Annotated in this window: 22 protein-coding genes and 1 tRNA gene; 12 read left to right on the top strand and 11 right to left on the bottom strand. The window is 65.5% G+C overall.

The features are described 5' to 3' along the window. The 10 genes from LDO41_RS15665 to LDO41_RS15620 all read left to right on the top strand — a co-directional run bounded on the left by LDO41_RS15665 (position 1) and on the right by LDO41_RS15620 (position 7264). Positions 1-1278: an NAD(P)/FAD-dependent oxidoreductase gene (locus LDO41_RS15665; protein ID WP_223989754.1), complete on the top strand. Its 1278-nt coding sequence runs from the start codon at positions 1-3 to the stop codon at positions 1276-1278. A 172-nt stretch (positions 1279-1450) separates the two neighbouring features. After that, entirely contained in the window at positions 1451-1777 is a 327-nt protein-coding gene (locus LDO41_RS15660) for a c-type cytochrome (RefSeq protein WP_109585286.1), read from the top strand. Positions 1778-1890: 113 nt separating this feature from the next. Then, positions 1891-2346, top strand: coding sequence for a thiosulfate oxidation carrier protein SoxY (gene soxY / locus LDO41_RS15655; protein WP_223989752.1), 456 nt, complete (start codon positions 1891-1893; stop codon positions 2344-2346). A 63-nt stretch (positions 2347-2409) separates the two neighbouring features. Then, positions 2410-2721 (top strand): thiosulfate oxidation carrier complex protein SoxZ, encoded by a 312-nt coding sequence (soxZ, locus tag LDO41_RS15650; protein WP_223989750.1) that lies wholly within the window; start codon positions 2410-2412, stop codon positions 2719-2721. A gap of 47 nt (positions 2722-2768) precedes the next feature. Next, the gene (locus LDO41_RS15645; protein WP_223989748.1) at positions 2769-3227 is read left to right on the top strand and encodes a DsrE family protein; all 459 of its coding nucleotides are present in this window, start codon (positions 2769-2771) and stop codon (positions 3225-3227) included. Positions 3228-3318: 91 nt separating this feature from the next. Then, positions 3319-4158 (top strand): sulfur oxidation c-type cytochrome SoxA, encoded by an 840-nt coding sequence (gene soxA, locus LDO41_RS15640; protein ID WP_223989746.1) that lies wholly within the window; start codon positions 3319-3321, stop codon positions 4156-4158. Between the two features lie 15 nt (positions 4159-4173). Beyond that, positions 4174-4863, top strand: a complete 690-nt coding sequence (gene soxX, locus LDO41_RS15635; RefSeq protein WP_223989744.1) for a sulfur oxidation c-type cytochrome SoxX — start codon at positions 4174-4176, stop codon at positions 4861-4863. 5 nt (positions 4864-4868) lie between these two features. Continuing rightward, complete coding sequence (locus tag LDO41_RS15630) at positions 4869-5360, top strand: TlpA disulfide reductase family protein (protein ID WP_223989742.1); 492 nt, start codon at positions 4869-4871, stop codon at positions 5358-5360. Between the two features lie 10 nt (positions 5361-5370). Beyond that, entirely contained in the window at positions 5371-7095 is a 1725-nt protein-coding gene (gene soxB / locus LDO41_RS15625; protein ID WP_223989740.1) for a thiosulfohydrolase SoxB, read from the top strand. A 93-nt stretch (positions 7096-7188) separates the two neighbouring features. Continuing rightward, positions 7189-7264: transfer RNA gene (locus LDO41_RS15620), tRNA-Ala, on the top strand. A gap of 59 nt (positions 7265-7323) precedes the next feature. Here the strand turns inward: LDO41_RS15620 and LDO41_RS15615 are convergent. Beyond that, positions 7324-7659, bottom strand: a complete 336-nt coding sequence (locus tag LDO41_RS15615) for a hypothetical protein (protein WP_223989737.1) — start codon at positions 7657-7659, stop codon at positions 7324-7326. A 121-nt stretch (positions 7660-7780) separates the two neighbouring features. Beyond that, on the bottom strand, positions 7781-9364 hold the full coding sequence (locus tag LDO41_RS15610) for an Eco57I restriction-modification methylase domain-containing protein (RefSeq protein WP_223990455.1): 1584 nt from the start codon (positions 9362-9364) through the stop codon (positions 7781-7783). Between the two features lie 164 nt (positions 9365-9528). On the opposite strand from LDO41_RS15610, the gene LDO41_RS15605 reads away from it, so the two are divergent. After that, positions 9529-10467, top strand: a complete 939-nt coding sequence (locus LDO41_RS15605) for a cation diffusion facilitator family transporter (protein ID WP_223989735.1) — start codon at positions 9529-9531, stop codon at positions 10465-10467. On the opposite strand, the gene LDO41_RS15600 is transcribed toward LDO41_RS15605, so the two are convergent. The 4 genes from LDO41_RS15600 to LDO41_RS15585 all read right to left on the bottom strand — a co-directional run bounded on the left by LDO41_RS15600 (position 10459) and on the right by LDO41_RS15585 (position 14119). Then, a complete protein-coding gene (locus LDO41_RS15600; RefSeq protein ID WP_223989733.1) occupies positions 10459-11088 on the bottom strand; it encodes a LysE family translocator in 630 nt (209 codons plus the stop codon). The genes LDO41_RS15605 and LDO41_RS15600 overlap by 9 nt on opposite strands. 413 nt (positions 11089-11501) lie before the next feature. Then, positions 11502-12122 (bottom strand): DNA-3-methyladenine glycosylase I, encoded by a 621-nt coding sequence (locus LDO41_RS15595; RefSeq protein ID WP_223989731.1) that lies wholly within the window; start codon positions 12120-12122, stop codon positions 11502-11504. 107 nt (positions 12123-12229) lie between these two features. Further along, positions 12230-13540, bottom strand: a complete 1311-nt coding sequence (locus LDO41_RS15590; RefSeq protein WP_223989729.1) for an MFS transporter — start codon at positions 13538-13540, stop codon at positions 12230-12232. A 126-nt stretch (positions 13541-13666) separates the two neighbouring features. Beyond that, positions 13667-14119: a hypothetical protein gene (locus LDO41_RS15585; protein ID WP_318036292.1), complete on the bottom strand. Its 453-nt coding sequence runs from the start codon at positions 14117-14119 to the stop codon at positions 13667-13669. Between the two features lie 198 nt (positions 14120-14317). Between LDO41_RS15585 and LDO41_RS15580 the strand changes: the two genes are divergently transcribed. Beyond that, a complete protein-coding gene (locus LDO41_RS15580; RefSeq protein WP_223989727.1) occupies positions 14318-15190 on the top strand; it encodes a DODA-type extradiol aromatic ring-opening family dioxygenase in 873 nt (290 codons plus the stop codon). A gap of 1 nt (position 15191) precedes the next feature. Here LDO41_RS15580 and LDO41_RS15575 read toward each other — a convergent pair whose 3' ends face one another. From LDO41_RS15575 to LDO41_RS15555, 5 genes are all read right to left on the bottom strand, one after another. Beyond that, positions 15192-16325: an MFS transporter gene (locus LDO41_RS15575; protein ID WP_223990451.1), complete on the bottom strand. Its 1134-nt coding sequence runs from the start codon at positions 16323-16325 to the stop codon at positions 15192-15194. A 185-nt stretch (positions 16326-16510) separates the two neighbouring features. Beyond that, complete coding sequence (locus tag LDO41_RS15570; protein WP_223989725.1) at positions 16511-17764, bottom strand: MFS transporter; 1254 nt, start codon at positions 17762-17764, stop codon at positions 16511-16513. Positions 17765-17862: 98 nt separating this feature from the next. Continuing rightward, on the bottom strand, positions 17863-18285 hold the full coding sequence (locus LDO41_RS15565) for a VOC family protein (protein ID WP_223989723.1): 423 nt from the start codon (positions 18283-18285) through the stop codon (positions 17863-17865). A 12-nt stretch (positions 18286-18297) separates the two neighbouring features. After that, entirely contained in the window at positions 18298-18717 is a 420-nt protein-coding gene (locus tag LDO41_RS15560) for a GNAT family acetyltransferase (protein ID WP_223989721.1), read from the bottom strand. Positions 18718-18792: 75 nt separating this feature from the next. Further along, positions 18793-22386 carry an indolepyruvate ferredoxin oxidoreductase family protein gene (locus LDO41_RS15555; RefSeq protein WP_223989719.1) on the bottom strand — a complete coding sequence of 1198 codons (3594 nt, stop codon included), beginning with the start codon at positions 22384-22386 and terminating at the stop codon, positions 18793-18795. Positions 22387-22691 lie beyond the last annotated feature (305 nt).

Genomic DNA, 22691 nt, shown 5'->3' with positions numbered 1-22691 from the left:
ATGCAACGACGAACGTTTCTCGGTGCGCTCTCCGGCGCCGCTGCGCTGGGTACGGTCGGCATGCTGGCGCCGCGGCACGCCCGCGCGGCCGCGCCCGCGAAGGTGGTGGTCATTGGCGGCGGCTACGGCGGCGCGACCGCCGCGCGCTATCTGCGGACGTGGAGCGACAACGCAATCGAAGTTACGCTGGTGGAGCCCGACGCCACGTTCGTATCGTGCCCGCTGTCCAATCTGGTCATCGCCGGCCTGCGCGGCATGGCGGATATCACACGGTCCTACGACGCACTGGCGAGCCGCCATGGCGTGCGCATCGTGCGCGATACCGCCACCGCCATCGACGCCACGCGCCGCACCGTGCGACTGGCCAGCGGCACCACACTGCCCTACGACCGCTTGGTACTTTCGCCGGGTGTGGAGATGCAGACCGGCGCGATCGCGGGCCTTGCACGGCCCGGCGGCGACCAGATCCTGCACGCCTGGAAGGCCGGTCCGCAAACCGAGGCGCTGGCGCGGCAGCTAGCGGCCATGCGCGATGGCGGCACCTTCGCCATCACCGTGCCGCCGGCGCCATACCGCTGCCCGCCCGGGCCGTACGAGCGCGCCAGCCTGGTGGCCGACTACCTCAAGCGCCACAAGCCGCGCAGCAAGGTACTGATCCTCGACGCCAATCCCGACATCACGTCCAAGGGCGCCCTGTTCCGGCAGGTCTGGCAGACGCGCTACGCGGGCATGATCGAGTACCGGCCGCAGTACGAGACGGCGGACGTCGATCCGGCCACCCGAACGCTCAAGTTCGACGTGCAGGACGACGAGACCGCCGACGTGATCAACCTGCTGCCGCCCCAGCGCGCGGGCGCGATTGCCGTCGCCACCGGCCTGGCCACGGCCAACGGCCGCTGGTGCGAGGTGGACTTCATGACGATGGAGTCGCGCGCGGTGCCCAATATCCATGTCATTGGCGATGCGATCCAGATCGCGCCCCTGATGCCGAAGTCCGGCCATATGGCCAACCAGCACGGCAAAGTGGCTGCGGCGGCCATCATCGCGCTGCTGTCGGGGCGGCCGCCCAACCCGGTGCCGCTCTATAACAACACTTGCTACAGCTTCACCTCGGCCGAAGAGGCCGTCCATATCGCAAGCGTGCACCGCTACGACGCCACGCAGAAAACCATGGTGACGGTGCCCGGCTCAGGTGGACTCTCGTCCGCGCCGAGCGAACTCGAGGGCCGCTATGCCCAGGCCTGGGCGCAGGGCATCTGGACCGACATGCTCGGCTGAAGTCCCATTCTTGAGGCAAAATAGCGGACTGGCCGCTTATGCCCGGGGAACATCGGGCACCGCCCCGCTTTTGGTGATCTATATGCAGGTGGCCAACACGCGCCGCGCCGGCACCCGCCGGGTTGCAGTGCCCTTGCCGTCCCCACGGCTTACGAGTTTGGAGCCATAAGAAATGAAGCAGTTCGTAATCGCAACGCTGATGCTGGCGGCAGCCGCGTCGGCACACGCCGTCGATGCCGCCAAGGCACAGGACATCGCCAGCAAGAACGCCTGCATGGGTTGCCATCAGGTGGACAAGAAGCTGGTCGGTCCGTCGTTCAAGGATGTGGCCGCCAAGTACAAGGGCGACAAGGGTGCGCTGGCCAAGCTGACCGCCAAGGTCAAGAACGGTGGCGCGGGCGTCTGGGGCCCGGTGCCGATGCCCGCCAACGCGGGTGTCAGCGACGCCGACATCAAGACCGTGGTCGAGTGGGTCCTCGCGGGCGCGCCGGCCAAGTAAGACAGATCACACAGCAGTAGCGGCGGCGGTCCCCACCACACGACAGTGGTGACTGCCGCTGGCAGCAAGACGTGAACACACAAGACGTGAACGAGACGGGTAGCAGACGAGACATGAATCAGAAACGACGAGACGTCCTGCGGGTCACCGCCGTGCTGTCGCTGATGGCCGCCACCGGCCTGATCAGCGAGGCGCAGGCCGCGGAGTGGAACAAGACCGCCTTTGACGGCAAGAGCGTGGCCGATGTGATCAAGGCGCTCGGCGGCACCGGGACGGAGAAATCTGGCTCGATCACGTTCACGGCACCCGATATCGCCGAGAACGGCGCCGTGGTACCCGTGGCGGTGACGAGCACGATCCCGGATACCGAGCAGATCGCCATCCTCGTGGAAAAGAATCCGTTCACGCTGGCCGCGGACTTCAAGATCCCGGCGGGCACCGAGCCGTTCGTTTCCACGCGCGTGAAGATGGGCCAGACCTCGATCGTGTACGCGGCGGTCAAGGCAGGCGGCAAGTGGTACGTGGCGCAGAAAGAGATCAAGGTCACGCTCGGCGGCTGCGGCGGCTGATCCTGACCACCTGATCTTCAAAAATTCCCCCGCGCATTCCACGACCAGCAGGAGAGACAGAACATGGCAGATCCGATGCGCGTCCGCGCCACCGAAAACGGTGGTGTCGTTGACGTCAAGATTCTGATGAAGCACGACATGGAGACCGGCCAGCGCAAGGATGCGAACGGCAAGACCGTTCCGGCCTGGCATATCCAGACCGTGGTGGCCCAGTGCAATGGCCGCGAAGTATTCAACGCGCAGTTCGGCACGGCGGTGTCGAAGGATCCGTTCCTGAATTTCAAGTTCAAGGGCGGCGCCAAGGGCGACAAGGTCACCGTGACCTGGGTCGACAACCGCGGCGACAAGCGTACCGACGAAGCGACCATCGCCTGAGGCGGCGTTCGCGGACCAGCAAACCAGCAGACAGGAAGGAACGCAGCATGCGGCGAGCATTCTTCAAGGCCACCGCGGCACTCGCCGCGGCGGGCCTGACCGCGAAGGCGATGGCGCAAGGCAGTCCGGCGGCGCAGGCCAGGGGCGGCAAGCAGGTCAAGGTGGTCTATCAGATGTCCGAGGGGCTCGACCAGGCCGTTCGCATGATGAGCAACCTGCGCAACCATCTGAATGGCGCGCCGGGCACCAAGATCGTGGTGGTGGCGTTCGGCTATGGCATCGACTTCCTGCTGGAAGGTGCAAAGGATGGACGCGGCAATACGTTCGACGCACCCGTCGCCGCGCTGGCCGCCGATGGCGTGGAGTTTCGCGCGTGCGGCAATACGCTGACCGCACGTCGCATCTCGCCGACGAGCCTGCTGCTGGAGGCCAAGGTGGTGCCCGCGGGCGTGGTGGAAGTGGCCAACCTGCAGTTCAACGAAGGGTACGCGTACATCAAGCCCTGACGATCCGTACTGCCTTGTCAGTACGCTCAGTCCAGTACGTCTAAAAGAATTCGACGATGCGGGAGCCACCGCAGCGCGAGGAGAAGTCCCCATGCAACATCATCGACGTCGCCATGGCGCGGCGCTACTGGCGACCGCTGTCACCGTCGCGACCGTAGCCGCCACCGTGGCCACCCTCCCCGCGCAGGCGCAGGGCAGCACCGCCGAAGAACTCGCGAAGTATCGCCAGATGCTGGCCGAGGGCAATCCCGCCGAACTGTGGGAAGCCGCTGGCGAAGAGTTGTGGAAGAAGCCCGCCGGTCCGAAGAACGTCTCGCTCGAGCAGTGCGATCTCGGCAAGGGCCCCGGCGTGACCAAGGGTGCCTATGCCGAACTGCCGCGCTACTTCAAGGATGCGGGCAAGGTGATGGACCTCGAGCAGCGCCTGGCCTGGTGCCGCGTGACGCTGCAAGGTCTGACGCCCGCGCAGGCGACCGCGAATCCGTTCTCGTCGCCCGGCAAGTCGTCCGATATCGAGCGGCTGGTGGCGTTCCTCGCCGGCGAGTCGCGCGGCATCAAGGTCAACGTCCAGCTCAATACGCCCGAAGAGAAGCATGTGTATGCGCTCGGCCAGAAGATGTTCTTCTACCGTGGCGGCGCCTATGACTTCGCCTGTGCCACGTGCCATGCCGTGGACGGCCAGCGCATTCGACTGCAGGACCTGCCGAACCTGCTGCACGCGAGTGGCGCGCAGGCGGCCTACACGACGTGGCCCGCCTATCGCGTCTCGCAGGGCGAGGTTCGCACCATGCAGCACCGCCTGTACGACTGCCTGCGCCAGCAGCGCTTTCCCGAACCCGACTACGGTTCCGACGTGATCACCGCCTTGACGATGTTCCTCGCGAAGAACGCCAACGGTGGCACGTACGACGGTCCGAACCTGAAGCGCTGAGGCGGGAGAGCCAACATGAATCGAATCCATGCATGGATGCTGACGACCGCCGTGGCCACGGCGGCGGGCATTGCTACGCCGGCGCTCGCACAGGATGCGCGCCCCGCCGCCAAACCTGCAGCCAAGGCTGCCGCGCCCGCCGCTGAAGTCAGCACGGTGGGCGACGGCGAACTGAAGAAACTCATCGCGCTGTCGTTCCACTCGAAGGGACCGGCCACGCTGGATGGCGTGCTGCAGCAGGACGCCACGCAGCAGGCGTGCAGCCAGTATCCGGACCGCACGCATGTGCCGGAAGCGGTTGCGAAGAAGATCGAGGCCGCCGAGATCAAGCAGGTGAAGTATCCTGCCGACGGCAAGTACCTCGGTGATTGGAAGGAAGGCGAGAAGATCGCGCAGAACGGCCGTGGTATGCAGTTCTCCGATCCGGTCGGCGGCGTCAACGGCGCCAACTGCTACGCGTGCCATCAGCTGACCAAGGCCGAGATCTCGTTCGGCAATATCGGCCCGTCGCTGTATCAATACGGCAAGCTGCGCGGCAACTCGCAGGCGGTAATCCAGTACACGTGGGGCAAGATCTGGGACTCGAACGCGTTCAGCGCGTGCTCCAACATGCCGCGCTTCGGGCACAAGGGTATCCTCACCGAGCAGCAGATCCGCGACGTGATGGCGCTGCTGCTGGACCCGGCTTCGCCGGTCAACCAGTAAGCACGATGCGCGCGCGCCGGTTGTTCCTCGCTTTTGCACTTGCGGCCGGCCTCGTGTCCGCTGCGAGCACCGCCGCCGCAGCCGAAGTCGGCGACGTCATCGCGTTGCCCATGGTGCAACTGCTCGACGGCCGCAGCGTGCCGCCGTCGCAGTGGGCCGGCAAACCGCTTGTGATCGAAGTGTGGGCGTCGTGGTGCCCGTTCTGCGCGCTGCAGAACCCGCGTCTGCAGGCGCTGTACGAGCGCACGCATGAGGCCGGGCTGCAGGTGCTGACCATCAGCATCGACAAGGAGCCCAAGGTCGCGGCGGATTATCTGAAGCAGCGCGGCTATACGTTCCCGGCCACGATGGACTCGCCCGCGCTGCGCAACGCGCTTGGGCCGCGCAAGGGTCTGCCCGAACTGTATGTGCTGGACGGGCACGGACGCGTGGTGCAGAAAGAGCTCGGCGAGATGCTCGACGACGACGTCGCCGCGCTCGCGCGCTACGCAAAGTAGGCCGCTCGTCATGAATCGTCGCGAGTTTCTCCAGATGCTGGCCATCGCGGGCGCCGGCGGCATGTCGTTCCCCGCGACCGACGCCCACGCCGCGAAGGCTGTGGATAACCTGTACGACGTGCCGCGCTTCGGCAACGTGCATCTGCTGCACTACACCGACTGCCACGCCCAGCTGCGCCCGATCCATTTTCGCGAACCCAACGTCAACCTCGGTGTTGGCCCATGGGCGGGCAAGCCACCGCATCTGGTCGGCGAGGCATTTCTGCGCGCGTACAAGATCGAATCCGGCAGCGCCGCGGCGCATGCGTTCACGTATCTGAACTTCACCGAAGCGGCACGCCGTTATGGCAAGGTCGGCGGGTTTGCCCATCTGTCCACGCTGGTCCAGCGCATGAAGGCGAGCCGGCCGGGCGCGCTGCTGCTCGACGGCGGCGATACGTGGCAGGGTTCCGCGACCGCGCTCTGGACGAAAGGGCAGGACATGATCGATGCCGCGCTGCTGCTCGGCGTCGATGTCATGACCGCGCATTGGGAAATGACGCTCGGCGCCGAACGCGTGCGCGAGGTCGTGGACAAGGATTTCAAGGGACGCGTCGCCTTCGTCGCGCAGAACATCAAGACCAGCGATTTCGGCGATCCGGTGTTCGACGCCTATACGATGCGCGAGATGAACGGTGTGCCCGTCGCGATCATCGGGCAGGCGTTTCCGTACACGCCCATCGCCAATCCGCGCTACTTCGTGCCCGACTGGACGTTTGGTATCCAGGAGGAAAACCTGCAGCAGGTCATCGACGAGGCGCGCGGCAAGGGCGCGCAGGTCGTGGTGCTGCTGTCGCATAACGGTATGGATGTCGACCTGAAGCTCGCCTCGCGTGTGCGCGGGCTCGACGCGATTCTCGGCGGCCACACGCACGACGGCGTACCGGCACCGGTGCATGTGCGCAACGCGGGCGGCACCACGCTCGTGACCAACGCGGGTTCGAATGGCAAGTTCCTCGGTGTGCTCGACTTCGACGTGCGCAATGGCCGCGTAGCGGATTTCCGCTACAAGCTGCTGCCGGTGTTCGCCAACTTCCTGCCGGCCGACCCCGAGATGAACCGGCTGATCACCCGCGTGCGCGCGCCGTACGAACGCCAGCTCGGCGAAGTCCTCGCGGTCAACCGCGGTCTGCTCTATCGACGCGGCAACTTCAACGGCACGTTCGACCAGTTGATCCTTGATGGCCTGATGGCAGTACAGGACGCGGAAATCGCGTTCTCGCCGGGCTTCCGCTGGGGCACCTCGCTGCTGCCAGGCGAGGCGATCACGATGGAAGCGCTGATGGACCAGACGGCCATCACGTACCCCCACACGACCGTGACGCCGATGACCGGCGATACGATCAAAACCGTGCTCGAGGACGTGGCGGACAACCTGTTCAACCCCGATCCCTATATGCAGCAGGGCGGTGATATGGTGCGCGTCGGCGGCCTGCAGTACACGATCGACCCGGACCAGACCATCGGCCACCGCATCACGGACATGCGCCTGCACGGCAAGCCGCTCGACGCCGCCAAAACCTACAAGGTCGCCGGCTGGGCCCCCGTCTCCGAAGAAGCGCGCGAGGCCGGCGGCCCCCCGATCTGGGACGTCATGGCCCAATGGCTACGCACCAGCAAGGAAGTCTCGGCCCGCCCGCTGAACGTACCCAAGGTGGTCGGCATGGACGGGAATGCGGGCATAGCGCCGGCCTAAGCTCGGACGAAAATGCCCCGAAAATCCACGGTCGTGCGCCTACAACGGCCCGATTGAAAGTCCAAAAGGTTTTCAGCTACAATCGTTCGCCATGGGCCGATAGCTCAGCTGGGAGAGCGCTGCGTTCGCAATGCAGAGGTCGGGAGTTCGATCCTCCTTCGGTCCACCATCTTCAAAAGGCCAGAGCTTCTCTGGCCTTTTTCGTTTCTGCCCCAAACAGTTGTCCGCTCACACCCCGTCGTAGTCCGTCGCACCACGGACGCTCCCCTGACGCACGCTCACCACGTACTCCAGCACGCTCGTTCGCCCATCAAGTTCGCGCTTGAGCCCCTTGCTCTCGGCTTCGAGTCGACCGCAATCTTCACCCGCGCGCATCAACCCCGTGGCCAGGCGAAAAACCATCACGGCGAACATGCCGGCGGCGAGCCATCCTGCCCCGAGCAGCGCCAGCTCCGACCACGGCGCGTCTGGACGATAGGCCGCGACAAGGCTGGCGATACCCGGTATCAATCCAAGTACGCCATACAGATGAGCGACGAGGTTGGAAGCGCGCGTGGCAGGCAAGGCTTTATCCCCAGAAGACGGAAGTGTTCGCAGCCATCCTATGGCACTTGCCCGCCGTGCTGGTGTGTCAACTTGTTAAATCTGCGTAGTACTGCAAACCACTGTCGACATTCGCAGACACTCACGGAAAATTAAGCGCGTTACGATTTTCAAGCAGTCTTTCCAATGCAGGAATCCGCAATCGCTCGATTTCCCTTGGTTCGAATTTCGTCAGGCCACCGGCGTAGGTTCTGCCGCTGCCCGTGTGGGTATTCCCATTGAGCCAAGCGACCAGCGCGTACATGACCTCTGGCGCCAGTGGCTCGCGCGGATACAGGCCGTGGGCGATATTGATATGTCGCGCGCCGCACGTGTTGACGGTGAACTGCGGCGGCCGGCGGGCCATGTACGTACAGAGGATCGGTGCCGGGGCCTTGAGGGCGACGGACCACCACGCCTTGCGGTGCGTCGCGATATAGCCCTCGTGCGCGCCGTGCTGGCGGGCCCATGACAGGAACGCGTCAATGCGCTGGCGTTCCTCGTGCGTGAAGCCATCGAGCCCCGCAGGAAGATCAATCACGCTACGCAATACACCCGCCGTACGCAGATGCGCGCCGGCCCGGATCAGATCCATCGCCTTCGTCACCGTCGCGAACTTGACGCACGCGGGCAAGTCACGCGCATGATCGCCAGCGATCCAGATGTCATTGGCGCCCGTCACCTGCCCGCGGTGCACGCGGAACAGTTCGCCGAGTTCGATCTCGCCCGCCTGGCACGCGGGTGCCGGGCGTGCGATGGCCGACCACTTGTGCGCGGTCTGCAGCGTGGTGCGGGCAATCGACGTGCCGCCCTCGAGGTGCCCCAGCTCGGGCAGCGCGTCGACCGCATGCACGGTAACTGGCTCGGCGCGCTCACCGACACGAAAGCACGTGATCGCCGCCGTGGTCGCCGTACCCGGAAACGCTTCGACGGTCGGCGCCAACACGTGCAGCGCGGTACCACCGAGTTGCTCGATCAGCAGCTTCCGTAGTGCTGAGCCATAGTTCACGTCCATCCATTCGGCCGACGTCACGAACGCGCCCACGTCCCCCTCGCGCGCAAGCAGGCGCGTCTGCAGGAAGAAATGCAGATGCAGGCCAGCGAGCGCGCTCGCCTTGATGCCGAGCGCGGCAAAGCCTTTGGCGTACCAAGCCTTCCAGTCCTCGCCGATCTCATGATGGCGCACATAAGGCGGATTGCCGATAAACGCGGTCATGCCCGCAACGCATGGCAGCGTCACCTTGCGGTAATCCTCGACCAGTACGCGCACGCGTCCCCCCAGACCGCACACCGCCACGTTCGCGCGCAGCATCAGCGCGGCGAACGGATCCATCTCCACGGCGACGAGCTCGGCGTCGGGAAACATCCGACCCGCGGCCAGAATGAAACGCCCCGAGCCGGACCCCGGATCGACGATGCGCACGGGCGCGCCTTGCGTGGCCAGCCATTCCACCATCGCGTCGACGATCGGTTGCGGGGTATAGACCGCGCCTGTGGCGCGGCGGTCGTCGGCCGAGCGAATGGCGGTAAACGCCTCGCCGAGCGGGTCCGCGCCGCGCAGGATCTGCCGGCGCAGCGAGTGCACGGTCTGGTTATCCACAGGCTCCCCCGCGGCGGAAGCGCCTTCGATCAGGCGTCGTTCGGTCGCGGACAGGCTGTCTGCATCGCCAATGAGCGCGAGGCACACGGAGATCAACGCATCTTCTTCTGGCGACATAGCGGAGAAAGAGAGCCCAGCACTCAATATAGGCACCACGGCGGCTCCGCGCGACTGGAACAACGCATGACAGGCATGGCATGCTAGTAACGTTGTCGCTTGCCGAATCCCTCGCCACCCTGAACCATCGATCCATGACCGTCAGCCCCACCGATGCCGCCACGCCAGATGCCGTGCTGGAAGCCCGCCATGTCGCTGGTCGCCGCAGCACGCTGGTCAGCGTAGTCGTCAACATCGTCCTGACCATCGTGCAGGCCGTGATCGGCGTGGTCGCCGGCTCGCAGGCGCTGATCGCCGACGCCGCGCACTCGCTGTCGGACCTGGTCTCGGACTTCGTGGTGCTGGTCGCGGGCCATCACAGCCGCAAGGACGCCGATCTCGATCACCCGTATGGCCATCAGCGCTTCGAGACGGCGGCGTCGCTGGCGCTGGGCGCGCTGCTGCTGGCCGTCGGCGTCGGCATGCTCTGGAGCGCGATCCAGAAAATCGAACATCCGGAATCGGTGCAGCCGGTCAAGCTCGTGGCGCTATGGGTGGCCATCGGCGCGCTGATCGGCAAGGAACTGCTGTTCCGCTACATGCTGCGCGTAGCCGAACGCGTGCGCTCGAGCATGCTGGTCGCCAATGCCTGGCACGCACGCTCGGACGCGGCCTCATCGCTGGTGGTCGCGCTCGGTATCGGCGGCAACCTGCTCGGCTATCACATCCTTGATCCCGTGGCCGCGATCGTGGTCGGACTGATGGTGGCGCGCATGGGCCTGCTGTTTGGCTGGAATGCGCTCGGCGATCTGATGGATCGCGCGGCCGACGACGCCACGGTGGAGGCGCTACGGCAAACCATGCTGGAAACGCCCGGCGTGCTCGGGCTGCATGACCTCAAGACGCGCAAGATGGGGGACATGATCCTGGTCGATGTGCATCTCGACATCCAGGCGGACCTGACCGTGGAAGAGGGCCACGCGATTGCCGTGGCCGCGCGCGAACGCGCGATGCAGCGCGACGACGTGCTCAACGTGATGACGCACGTCGATCCGGTGCGCAGGGAGCAGGGCCGCTCCGCGCGCTCAGCGTAAATCCGCGCGACGATACAGACTCAACCCCACCGCCAGAAACGCCAGCATCCCCGCGCAACTGCGATTGATCCATGTCAGCGTGCGCGCGGAAAGGGTACGCACCGCATGGCGGCCGCCGAGCGCGTAAATCGTCATCACGATCAGGTTGATCGTCGCACTGATCAGTGCCAGCACCGTGTACTGCAGCGCAATCGGCCCGTCCGCGTGCACGAACTGCGGCAGGAACGCCGAGACGAACAGCAGTGCCTTGGGATTTGAGAGCGCCACGAACAACGCGCGCAGAAACGCCGCGCGGCCGCTGGCGGAAGCCTCGTCGCGCTCGGCCACGAGCGCATGCGTCGGCGAACGCCAGATGACCCACGCGAGGTACAGCAGGTACACCGCGCCGAGCCACTTGATGGCTTCGAACAACCGCTCCGAGGCCAGCAACAGCGCGCCCAGGCCGCAGCCGACCGTACCAATCAGGATGAGATCGGCGAGCACGGCACCGGCCATGCCGCACGCGGCTACGCGCATGCCACGCGTCGCGCCGTTGTTGAGGGCCAGCAGCACGGTGGGGCCCGGCGTGGCGATGACCGCCGAGACAGCCATCGTGTAGAGCAGCAGTGTGGTCGTATCCATCGATCGAGTCCGGCTGAAAACGAGAACCGACAGTGTGCCCGCTTCCATGCTCTTGCGCATCCATCACCGAACCACGTAGCTGTGGAAAACCACGGGAAAACCCTGTGCCCTGGCTGGGGGCCCATCAAGGGATGCACTGTGGAACGTATACGAACAACTCGGGCACCCGCGACGTATACGTAAAAGTGCCTGTGGATGAATCGACGTATACGCACAACGTTGCCCATACGGTTATCTGCGCGCCAACTCACTGATCCGAAAGAGAAAATCGCGGTTATCCACGGCGCGAAGCGTGTGTTAACTACTACTACTATTTTTGTATACGTAAACAATGCAGTAAACGTATACAGAGAGCGTTGCCGGAAGCGCAAAGATTTCCACAACTGCGCAACGCTCACACCAGAAAGCCCGGCTTAGCGCGGCACCTCGAAGGCCTTGCGTGCACGCAGCGCTTCCGCGCGCGTCGAGCAGCCTTCCACGTGATCGTTGACCAGGCCCATGGCCTGCATCAACGCATACATCGTGGTGGGTCCGACAAACTTCCAGCCACGCTTCTTGAGGTCCTTCGACAGCGCGATGGACTCGGGCGACGTGGTCATGGTCGCCAACGCGTCGGGCGTGATTTTCTTGGGACGAGTCGCAGGCTTGGGTTCGAAGCGCCAGAAGTAGGCGGCGAGCGAGGGTTCGGTCTCGAGCAACTCCAACGCGCGCTGGGCGTTGTTGATGGCCGCCTCGATCTTGCCGCGATGGCGCACGATGCCGGCATCGCCGAGCAGGCGCTCGACGTCGCGCTCGTTGAAGCGCGCCACCTTGTTGACATCGAAATTGGCGAAGGCCTTGCGGAAGGCCTCGCGCTTGCGCAGGATCGTCAGCCAGCTCAGGCCGGACTGAAAGCCCTCGAGGCAGATCTTTTCGAACAGGCGCCGGTCATCGTCGACCGGAAAGCCCCATTCGTTGTCGTGATAGTGGCAGTAATCCTCGATGGTGCCGCACCAGCTGCACCGCTCGCGTACCACGTGGTTGGGTTGGGTCATGGCATACGTTCCGCGGGAAGAGTGGTGAATATACCCGCTCTCTCCCCGCGGCAGCGCGCCCGTTGCAGGCGCGCCCGGTCTTCAATCAGAAGACCGGAAATAGCCAATCAGTTGATCGGCTTGCCGGTACGATCGTGCATGAACAGCAGCGCGACAAAGCTCAGCGCCGCTGCGGCAATCGCGTAGTAGGCCGGCGCATGCTTGTCGCCGCTCGACTGGATCAGCCACGTGACGATCAGCGGCGAGAAGCCGCCGAAGATCGTCACGGCGAAGTTGTAGGCGAGCGACAGGCCCGTGGAACGCACGTCAGTCGGGAACTGCTCCGCCAGCACGGCCGGCGCGGGACCCGTGAAGGCCGCGAGCAGGATGCCCAGAATGATCTGCACCTGCAGCAGCGTGCTGGTGGTCGGCGACACGTTGAGCCAGTGGAACAGCGGATACGCGAGCACGCCAATGGCCAGTGCCACCGTGCCGAGCATGCGCTTGCGGCCGACGCGATCGGACAGCATACCCATCAGCGGGCACAGCACCAGGATGATCGCACCGCAGATCGCGGTCGATTCGAACGTCGCGCCCAGCGGCAGACCAAGCTGCTGCTTGGCGTAGGACGGCATGTAGAACACCAGCACGTACGTGCAGACGGTCCACAGCACAGTCACGCCAAGGCCCGCCACGACTTCGCGCGGATGGTCGCGCAGCACCTGCGACAGCGGCGAGAACTTGACGTTGGCGGCAGCGCGTTCGGCCTGACGTGCCTCGAACTCGGGCGGCTCTTCCAGCTGCGAGCGGATATACATGCCCACCGGCGCGATCAGCAGACCGAACAGGAACGGAATGCGCCAGCCCCAGGCATCCACCTGCGCCGGCTCCAGACCGTTGATGACCAGCGCGCCCATGGCGGCGCCGAGCATGAACGAGATCCCCTGGCTGGCCTGCTGCCAGCTCGCATAGGCGCCGCGCTCCTTGTCGGGCGCATGTTCGATCAGGAACGCGGTGGCGCCACCGACCTCGCCGCCGGCGGAGAAGCCCTGAATCAGGCGTGCGAGCACGATCAGCGCAGGCGCCCACGGGCCGATGGTCGCGTAGGTCGGCGTCAGGCCAATGATCGCGGTGCCAAGGGCCATCAGCAGGATGGTCAGCGTGAGGGCCGCCTTGCGGCCGACGCGGTCGGCGTAGACGCCGAGCACGATCGCACCCACGGGACGCATCACAAAGCCGACGCCGAACGTCGCCACCGTCAGCAGGAACGACGTGATGTCATTGCCGGTGGGGAAGAACAGTCGCGCGATGATGACCGCGAAGAAGCTGTAGACCGTGAAGTCGAACCATTCGAGGCCATTGCCGATAGTGGCGGCAATGATCGTTTTTCGTCGTTTGGCGGCAGAAGGAGGGGAGTATTGCGTGGCAGTGGCTTGCATGAATGTTTTGGGAATCGTTTGTGCCGGCTGTGTGCCGATGTGGAAGCACGTCATGGCTCTGACGGCTCCGGGCATTGCCCGCCGTCATATTAAGCGATCCCTTACATAACCCCTAAGCCCGGAGGGTCAGCCCGGGTGATGTGGCTTGTGCGTGCTGTCGACCGATGGGGCAGCTGACGCTGAAGCCGATACGGCCGTGGAGCCGCGTCCCGTCTGGGGCGATTGACGGCCGTGCGGCCGCCGACGCGTGAACCACAACCACACCGCGCTCGCGAGCCAGCCGGTGACGAAGACGGTATCGCCCGCGTGATTGAACAGCACCGCCGCCGACGGTGCATTGCCGAACAGGATGTTCAGGATTTCAGCGGGCAGGCGCGCGACGATCCACAGCAGGACCGCCGGTCCGCTGCCGTAGACACCTGCTTGCCACCACAGCGCGTGGGGCAGGGTCGGGTCGTGGGAAGTGCGCTTTGCCACAGTCGTGATGGTCGGGAAACAGGTTGCAAGACGCGCCGGAGGAGCCTTCCACGCGTTGCCGGGCGGTGCGTATTCGTCATCTCGCCGCCCTGTCTGCATCATAGGCCGATTCCGATAAATCCGGCCGAGCCGGTGACGTGTCGCGCATCTGTGTGTGTGCGATCACCCACGCTCTCCGCCCCCCACAGTGTCGCGACGTTCTTCAATTTTTTTGCATGACCTCTTCGCATTTGCGTCCGTTCATGCGTGCCCAGATTGTCCACACTCAAGGCATCGAAGAATGCTTTTGAAGGGTGCAACATGCTTCCTGCCATTTATGTTTCGCACGGTTCCCCCATGCTGGCCATTGACCCGGGCCCGTCCGGGGCCGCGTTGAACGCGCTCGGCGACCGCCTCCGCGCGCTCGCGCCGAAGGGCATCGTGGTGATTTCCGCACATTGGATCTACAGCACGCTGGCCGTCAGCACGCGCGAGCGTCAGGAAGCCTGGCACGACTTCGGCGGATTTCCGCGCGAGTTGTACGCGCTGCGCTACGACGCGCCGGGGTCGCCCACGCTGGCCACGCGCGTCAAGCAGGCGCTCGAGACCGCAAAGGTGCCCGGCGTCTGCTACGTGGCCGAGGACAGCGATCGCACGCTCGACCATGGCGCGTGGATGCCGCTGCGGCATTTCTTTCCCGATGCGGACGTGCCGGTGATCCAGCTCGCGTTGAATCCGTACCTGCCGCCCGCGCGCCAGATCGAGATCGGTCGCGCACTGGCGCCGCTGCGCGAGGAAGGCTACCTCGTCATGGGCTCCGGCAGCTTCACGCACAACCTCGAGGAAGTGTTCGGCGGCGCGCGACCGGTACAGCACGGCACCGCAGTGGCGCCGTACGTGGACGCGTTCCGTGGCTGGATGCTGTCGGCGCTCGATCAGGCGCTTGCTACAGGCGACACGAGTCTGATCGCCGACTATCGCGAGCAGGCGCCGTACGCGCGCCGCGCACATCCGACCGACGAGCATTTGCTGCCGTTCTATGTGGCGCTGGGCGCCGCGCTCGGGCCTGAGCCCGAAGGTACGGCGGCCGGCGCGCGCGTGGACCGCGTGGCCGACGACGTGACCTACGGCGTGCTGGCGATGGATACGTTTGTGTTCGAGGGCATGGGCGCTGGCGCCACTGTGGCCACGTGAGCTATCGCGTGCCCGCGGCCGGCGCCGCGACGAGGTAACGCCTGGCGGCGCGCGCGCCGAACAGCGCGATCCACCCCATGGTCAGCGCCACCAGCGCCAGACCCGCGCGCAGATTGGTCAGATGCGCGGCGCCGCCGATCAAGACCGGCCCCATCAGCAGTCCCACGTAGGCGAAGCGCGCCACGCGCGCGATGGCCTCGGCCGGCGCCACGCCGGGCAGCCTTGAGGCCGCCACGAAGAAGATCGGCACCATATTCGCGGCCCCAAGCCCCATCAGGCAAAAGCCACCCAGCGCTGCAACGGGTACGGGCAGCAGCAGCGCTATCACGATGCCGGCAAAGCCGGTCCAGGCGCTGGCCGTGAGCGTCGGTCCGTCGCCGAGCCGCGCGCGCAGCCAGTCGCCGCCAAAGCGGCCGCACGCCATGCCACCCGAGAACGCCGCGTAGCCGAAGCTGACCCAGTCGGTCGGCGCCGCCGTCACGTCGCGCATGTACACGCTGGTCCAGTCGTACATCGCGCCTTCGCCGATCAGTCCGAGAAACGCCATCAGGCCGAGCAGCCAGAGTGCGCGCGTCGCATGTTCGCGGTGGTGCGCCGCCGACGGGAGCACCGGATGATCGGCCAGCAATCCCGGGTGGGCACCCACTGACACCGCAGCGGTGAGTACGGCCATCATCACCGCGTGGGCCAGCGGCGCCACGCCGAGCGATAGCATCAGTCCGCCAAACGCGGCCCCGGCCATGCCGCCGAGGCTGAACATGCCGTGCAGTGCCGACATCACCGGCCGCGTGCGGCTGGCTTCCACGGTGGCGGCCTGCGCGTTCATGCCAACGTCGAAGCCGGCATTGCACATGCCGAACATCAGGAGCGCCGGCAGCAGCAGCACGAACGACGGCATGGCGAGGATGGCGATGGTTGCTACCGCGTAGAAAAGCCCGCTGAGCATCGAGGCGCGCGCGCTACCGACGCGTCCCACCCAGCGGCCGACCGGGCCCATCGCGAGGATGGCGCCGCCGGCGACAGCGAGCATCGCGAACGACAGCATCGCGTCAGACAATTCGAAGCGAGCCTTGATGGTAGGGATATGCACGCCCCACGTGGCAAAGGTCGCGCCGTTGACGAAGAACAGCGCCATGGTGCCGCGCGTGGCGCGGGCCACGGTGCGTGGGGAGGGGGCATCGTGCGATGCGTTGGGAGAAGCGGAAACGGGAGTGGTCGAATCTGAGAGGTGTTCGGACATCGGATGCAAGGCTTGAGACGAACTGCATGGTCTCACATCGCAGGGCTGGCGGCCGCGCGACGGCTGCCTCGGAGGGTGGATTATCCGCGCACCGGACCGCGCCGGCGCAGAGCGAAGCCAAACGCGGCCAGACCCGCGAACGCCAGCAACACCATCGACCACAGCATCAGCCAATACCCGCCGGCCGCGCGCCACATCAGCGCGCCGAGCCAGGGCGCCACCGCCTGCGCCAGCAGCACCGGCGTCATCATCAGCCCGTTGAGCGTGGCGTAGTGATGCCGCGAGATCAGCTCGGGCATCGCCATCGCGCGCAGCATCGTGTTGACGCCATTCGCGCAACCATAGAGCACCGCGGCCAGCATCAGCCACCAGCCCTTGCCGAGCGCCAGGCAGGCCAGACCAATACCGAGCACCGCGTAGGTAGGTAGCGAGAGCCGGATCGGCTGCCGCACCGGCCAACGCGTCATGACGAGCCGGCCCGCCACCTGTGCGGGACCGATCAGCGCGGCCACCACGAGCTGCTCCGCCAGCGGCAGGCCCTTCTCGCTGAGCATCGGAATCAGATGCGCGCCGAGCAGCGAGGCGATGACGGCGGTGGCCGTGAACGCGATCACGACGGCCCAGAACACGGGCTCGCGCAGCGTCGCGCGCGCGATGCCGGCATTGGGACCGGTTGCCGTGCCGGCGAGTGGCGTGGCAGGCTGTACCGCGTGATAGGTGGGATGGATCGTGTAACGCAGCAGCCGTGCATGCATCGGCGCGCAAACCAGCAGGTTCAGCGCCGCAAAGCCGATTAGCGTCGGGCGCCAGCCGAAATGCAACACCAGCCATTGCGCGAGTGGGATGAACACCGTACTGGCCAGCCCCGCCATCAGCGTGACATGCACGATCGGCTTCTGATAGCCATCGCCAAACGCCTGCCGCAGCACCACGAACGCCGGCTCGTACAGCGTGGAGGCCATCGCCACGCCCAGTGGCACCCACATCAGCAGGAACACGGTCTCCGATGGGCTCCACGCCCATAGCAGCAGGCCGATGCCCGCCAGCACCGAGCCGCCGCTCATCACCCGATGCGCGGGCACGCGATCGAGCAGGCGTCCCACCGCGAACGAGCACAGCGCCCACACCAGCAGCCCAAGCGAGAACCCGCCCGCGAGGAACGGCTTGCTGAAGCCGAGTTCGCGCTGCATCGGAACGATCAGTACGGTGAATGAGAAGTAAAGCGTGCCCCAGCTGAGGACTTCGGTCAGGCCGAGGGTCCAGACGAGATGTCTGGGGGGAGGGGGAGCAAGCGGCTCAGTGGACGATGAAGTCGCAACGGACGATGAAGTCATGGCGCGCCCGCGGCTGAGCGCGGGTCACGGTGGGGTCGGCCCATTGTAACGACTGCGGTCGCGCGTGCCTACGGCGTCGCTTTGCGGCCACACCCGCCTCACGGTACGTCGTCAGCGAGATCCGGAGGTCCCTTGAGCTCAACCATATTGCCGTCGGGATCGTGCAGATAGATCGACGGCCCAAGTCCCTCGGCACCGTAACGCTGCTCGATCGGCCCTGCATCCACACCATGAATACGCAGATGCTCGTAGATCGACTTCGCATCGAACGGATCGATACGCAGGCAGAAATGGTCTAGATTGCGTCCTTCGCGTCCCGGGCCAGCGCCGCCCATGCGGCCGAGCGTGCCGTCGAGCGAGATCACGTCGATGAGCGCATTGCCCGCGCGAAGCTGCGTCAGGCCGAGGCCGGTTTGCTCACGTTCCACATGGCAGCCGAGCGCCTCGACGTAGAACCGCACCAGGCGCGGCACGTCGGCGGTGCGCAGCACGAGGTGATCGATGCCGGCAATGTGGAACATGGTCGCTCCTGGTCAGTTATCGGGGATCAGGCGCTTGCCGAGACTCACCGCGGCATCGGCGCCGTAGCCGAGCTTCTCGTAGAACGCCATGACGGCGTCGTTGCCCTGGCGCACGAGCAGGTTGATCTTCGGGCAACCGCGCGCAACCAGCAATTCTTCGGCGCGCGCCATCAGCGTGCGCCCGTAGCCGTGTCCCTGCAATGCCGGTTCGACGGCCACGTAGTAGACCCAGCCGCGATGGCCGTCGTAGCCGATCATCGCGGTGGCGACGACGCGGCCCTCGAGCTCGCCGACCAGGAATAATTCCGGCTGCTCGGTGAGCTTGCGTTCGATGTCGCGCTTCGGATCGTTCCACGGACGCGTGAGACCACAAGCCTGCCAGAGCGCGATGACGGCCGCTTCATCGGCGGCGGAGTAGGAGCGGAGTTGCATGGAAACGTTGATGGGGACAAACCACGAGTGTATCGAACACCCGTGGCTGCCCCGTGACGTCTTGCCACCACGTCATCAAGCCGCCCGCTGCCCCGCCTCCGGATGCCGGAACTGCTCCAGCAACTTCGCCCAACGCGCGCGTGCGGCCACGAGGTTGTTCTCCTTCACGTGGCCGAACCCGCGAATATCGTCCGGCAGGTTCGCCAGCGCGATGCCCGTGTCGTGATTGGCCAGCGACAGCCCGGCCATCAATTCCTCGACCAGCGCACGATACTCGCCGATCAACGCGCGCTCGGTACGGCGCTCCTCGGTACGCCCGAAGATATCGAGCATCCCGCCGCGCAGCCCCTTGAGCTTCGCCAGCATGCGGAACAGCGTCATCGTCGATGGGCCGAAGCGGCGCTTGATCAGCCGCCCCTGCTCGTCGTGCTTCGCCAGCAGTGGCGGCGCCAGCCAGAAGTTGAGCTGGTAGTCGCGTCCGGGTTCACCTTCGAACTGCGCGCGCAGCTTGTCGAGGAACACGGGATCGGTATAGAGCCGCGCCACCTCGTACTCGTCCTTGTATGCCATCAGCTTGGCGAGGTTGCGTGCCACCGCCTCGGTCATCGGCAGCGGCTTGCCCGCGCCCACCAGCGTGGACTCCGCCGCGCGTACCCGCTGCACCAGATCGCGATACTGCTGCGCATACGCGGCATCCTGATACGTCGTCAGCAGTTCCACCCGATTGGCGATCAGCTTCTCGAGCAACGCACCGCTCGATGTCGGCAGCTTCACCACATCGGCGCCCTCGGCGGTGTTGCCAAGCTTGCCGGTCAGCGACAACACGTGCTCGGGGTCATGCGCCATGTGGCGGCCCCAGTCGAACGCGGCCTTGTTCTTTTCTACGGACACGCCGTTGAGTTCGATCGCCCGTTCGAGCGCCTCCAGCGTCAGCGGGATCCATCCCTTCTGCCATGCGTAGCCGAGCACGAGCGGGTTGGTATAGATGGCATCGCCAATCAGCGCCACCGCCAGTGCACTCGCATTGATGAAGTCGCATGCCTCGCCCACCGCGTTGCGCAGATCCTGTTCGGCCGAAAGACCGGGGAACTGCCACTTCGGATTGCGGATGAACTCGGCCGTCGGAGTTTGCGCGGTATTGACCACCGCGCGCGTGCGGCCCGCCTGGGTTTTCGAGATGACCTCGTCGGTCGCCGATACGATCGCATCGCAACCAATCACGAGGTCCGCCTCGCCCATGGCGATGCGCGTCGCATGCAGGTCATCGGGCCGCGCGGCGATCTGCACGTGCGACAGCACCGCGCCACCTTTCTGCGCGAGGCCCGCCATGTCGAGCACCGTGACGCCCTTGTTCTCGAGGTGCGCGGCCATGCCGAGCAGACCGCCAATCGTCACCACACCGGTACCGCCCACGCCCGTCACAAGCACACCGTACGCGCGGTTCAGCGCGGGCAGTGTCGGCGCGGGCAGTGCGGGCAGGCTCGACATCGAGACACCATGCGCCTCGGGTTTGCGCACCTGCGCGCCTTCCGCCGTCACGAAACTCGGGCAGAAGCCGTTGAGGCACGAGAAGTCCTTGTTGCACGACGACTGGTTGATCTGGCGCTTGGTGCCGAGCTCGGTCTCGAGCGGCTCCACCGACAGGCAGTTGGACTTCACCGAGCAATCGCCGCAGCCTTCGCACACCGCATCGTTGATAAACGCGCGCCGTGCGGGATCGGGATAAGTGCCGCGCTTGCGGCGGCGGCGCTTCTCGGTCGCGCAGGTCTGGTCGTAGATCAGGATCGTGCAGCCGGCCACCTCGCGCAGTTCGCGCTGCATATGGTCAAGCTGCTCGCGCCCATGCACGGTCACGCCTTCGGGCAGGCGAATCGCGCTGTTGTACTTCTCGGGCTGGTCGGTGACGATGACGATGCGCTTCGCGCCCTCGGCATGCACCTGGAACGCGATGTCCTGCACCGACAGATTGCCATCGATGGGCTGGCCGCCGGTCATGGCCACCGCGTCGTTGTAGAGAATCTTGTACGTGATGTTCACACCCGCGGCGATGGACGCGCGAATCGCCAGTAGCCCCGAGTGGAAGTAGGTGCCGTCGCCGAGATTGGCGAACACGTGCTGGTCACCCGCGAACGGCGCCTGCCCGATCCACGCCACGCCTTCGCCGCCCATCTGGCTGAAGGTGCTCGTGTTGCGGTCCATCCAGACCGTCATGTAGTGGCAACCGATACCCGCCAGCGCGCGCGAGCCTTCGGGCACGTTGGTGGAGGTGTTGTGCGGGCAGCCCGAGCAGAACCAGGGTTTGCGCTCCGCCGTCACGCGCGGCGTGGCCAGCGCGCGCTCCTTGGCTTCGATGATCGCCAGGCGCGCCGCGATGCGCGCGCGCACATCGGCCGGCAGCTCGAACTTCTCGAGCCGCGTGGCGATGGCCTTGGCGATGATCGCGGGCGACAGTTCGTAATGCGCGGGCAGCAGCCAGTTGCTCTGCGGAATCGACCATTCGCCACCGGCGTTGTCCTTCTCGTCGAACTTGCCGTAGACCTTGGGCCGCACGTCGTCGCGCCAGTTGTACAACTCTTCCTTGAGCGCGTACTCCATGATCTGGCGCTTCTCTTCGACCACGAGGATTTCCTGCAGGCCTTCGGCGAATGCGCGCGCGCCGTGGGCTTCCAGCGGCCACACGCAACCGACCTTGTAGAGGCGGATGCCGATCTGCGCGCAGGTCTCGTTGTCCAGGCCGAGGTCGCACAGCGCCTGGCGCGTGTCGAGGTAGGCCTTGCCGCCGGTCATGATGCCGAAGCGCGCGTGCGGCGAATCGATCTCGATGCGATCGATCTTGTTGGCGCGCACGTACGACAGCGCCGCGTACCACTTGTAGTCGAGCAGCCGCGCTTCCTGTTCCAGCGGCGGATCGGGCCAGCGGATATTGAGGCCGCCCTGCGGCAGGATGAACTCTTCCGGCAGCACAATGCGCACGCGATGCGGATCGAGTTCCACCGACGCGGACGACTCCACCACATCGGTCACACATTTCATCGCCACCCACAGGCCCGAGTAGCGGCTCATGGCCCAGCCGTGCAGGCCGTAGTCGAGGTACTCCTGCACGTTCGAGGGGAACAGCACGGGCAGCCCGCAGGCCTTGAAGATGTGCTCGGACTGGTGCGCGAGCGTCGAGGACTTGGCCGAATGGTCATCACCGGCCAGCACGAGCACGCCGCCATGGCGCGAAGAGCCGGCGGAATTAGCATGCTTGAACACGTCGCTGGTGCGATCGACACCCGGACCCTTGCCGTACCACATGCCGAACACGCCATCGAACTTGGCGTCCGGATACATGTTGACCTGCTGCGAGCCCCACACCGCGGTGGCGGCAAGGTCTTCGTTGAGGCCGGGCTGGAAGACCACCTCGTGCGCGGCCAGATGTTTCTTGGCCTTCCACAGCGACTGGTCGAGCGCGCCGAGCGGGGAACCGCGATAGCCGGAGATAAAGCCAGCGGTATTCAGACCCGCGGCGCGATCGCGCTCGCGCTGGAGCATCGGCAGGCGTACCAGGGCCTGCGTGCCGCTGATATAGATACGGCCGCGCTCAAGCGTGTATTTGTCGTCCAGGGAAACATTGTCGAGCGCGCGACGGATGGCGTCGCTGACCGGGGCGGTCAGGGGTGCGTTCATGAAGGCTCCTCTATGGGGCATGCTGTCGGGATCGCCGACACATCATTTATGGGGCAGCCAGGCATCGCCTCTTGTGAAGGGTTCGCATGACTGTGTCTCTGCGCGGATGTTAGCACCGCCACCGCGCCGGCGGTACCTTGCCATGCAGCATAAAACGCGCCAGCTACCCCATGGTTTCCCCTAGGCACGCACCTATCGCGTGTACACTGCGTTGCATCCAAGACCGCGCCGCCGGGCGCGAGCGTGCGTGCCAATCGTATGCCGATGATGTGCATGCGCCGCATCGAGCCAGTCCGCTCCATCCG

Origin of the sequence: Cupriavidus pampae, from assembly GCF_914271485.1 — a bacterium.
GTDB classification, from domain to species: Bacteria; Pseudomonadota; Gammaproteobacteria; order Burkholderiales; family Burkholderiaceae; genus Cupriavidus; species Cupriavidus pampae.
The sequence above is the reverse complement of the archived record's forward strand: the minus strand, read 5'-3'. Positions and strand labels throughout refer to the sequence as shown.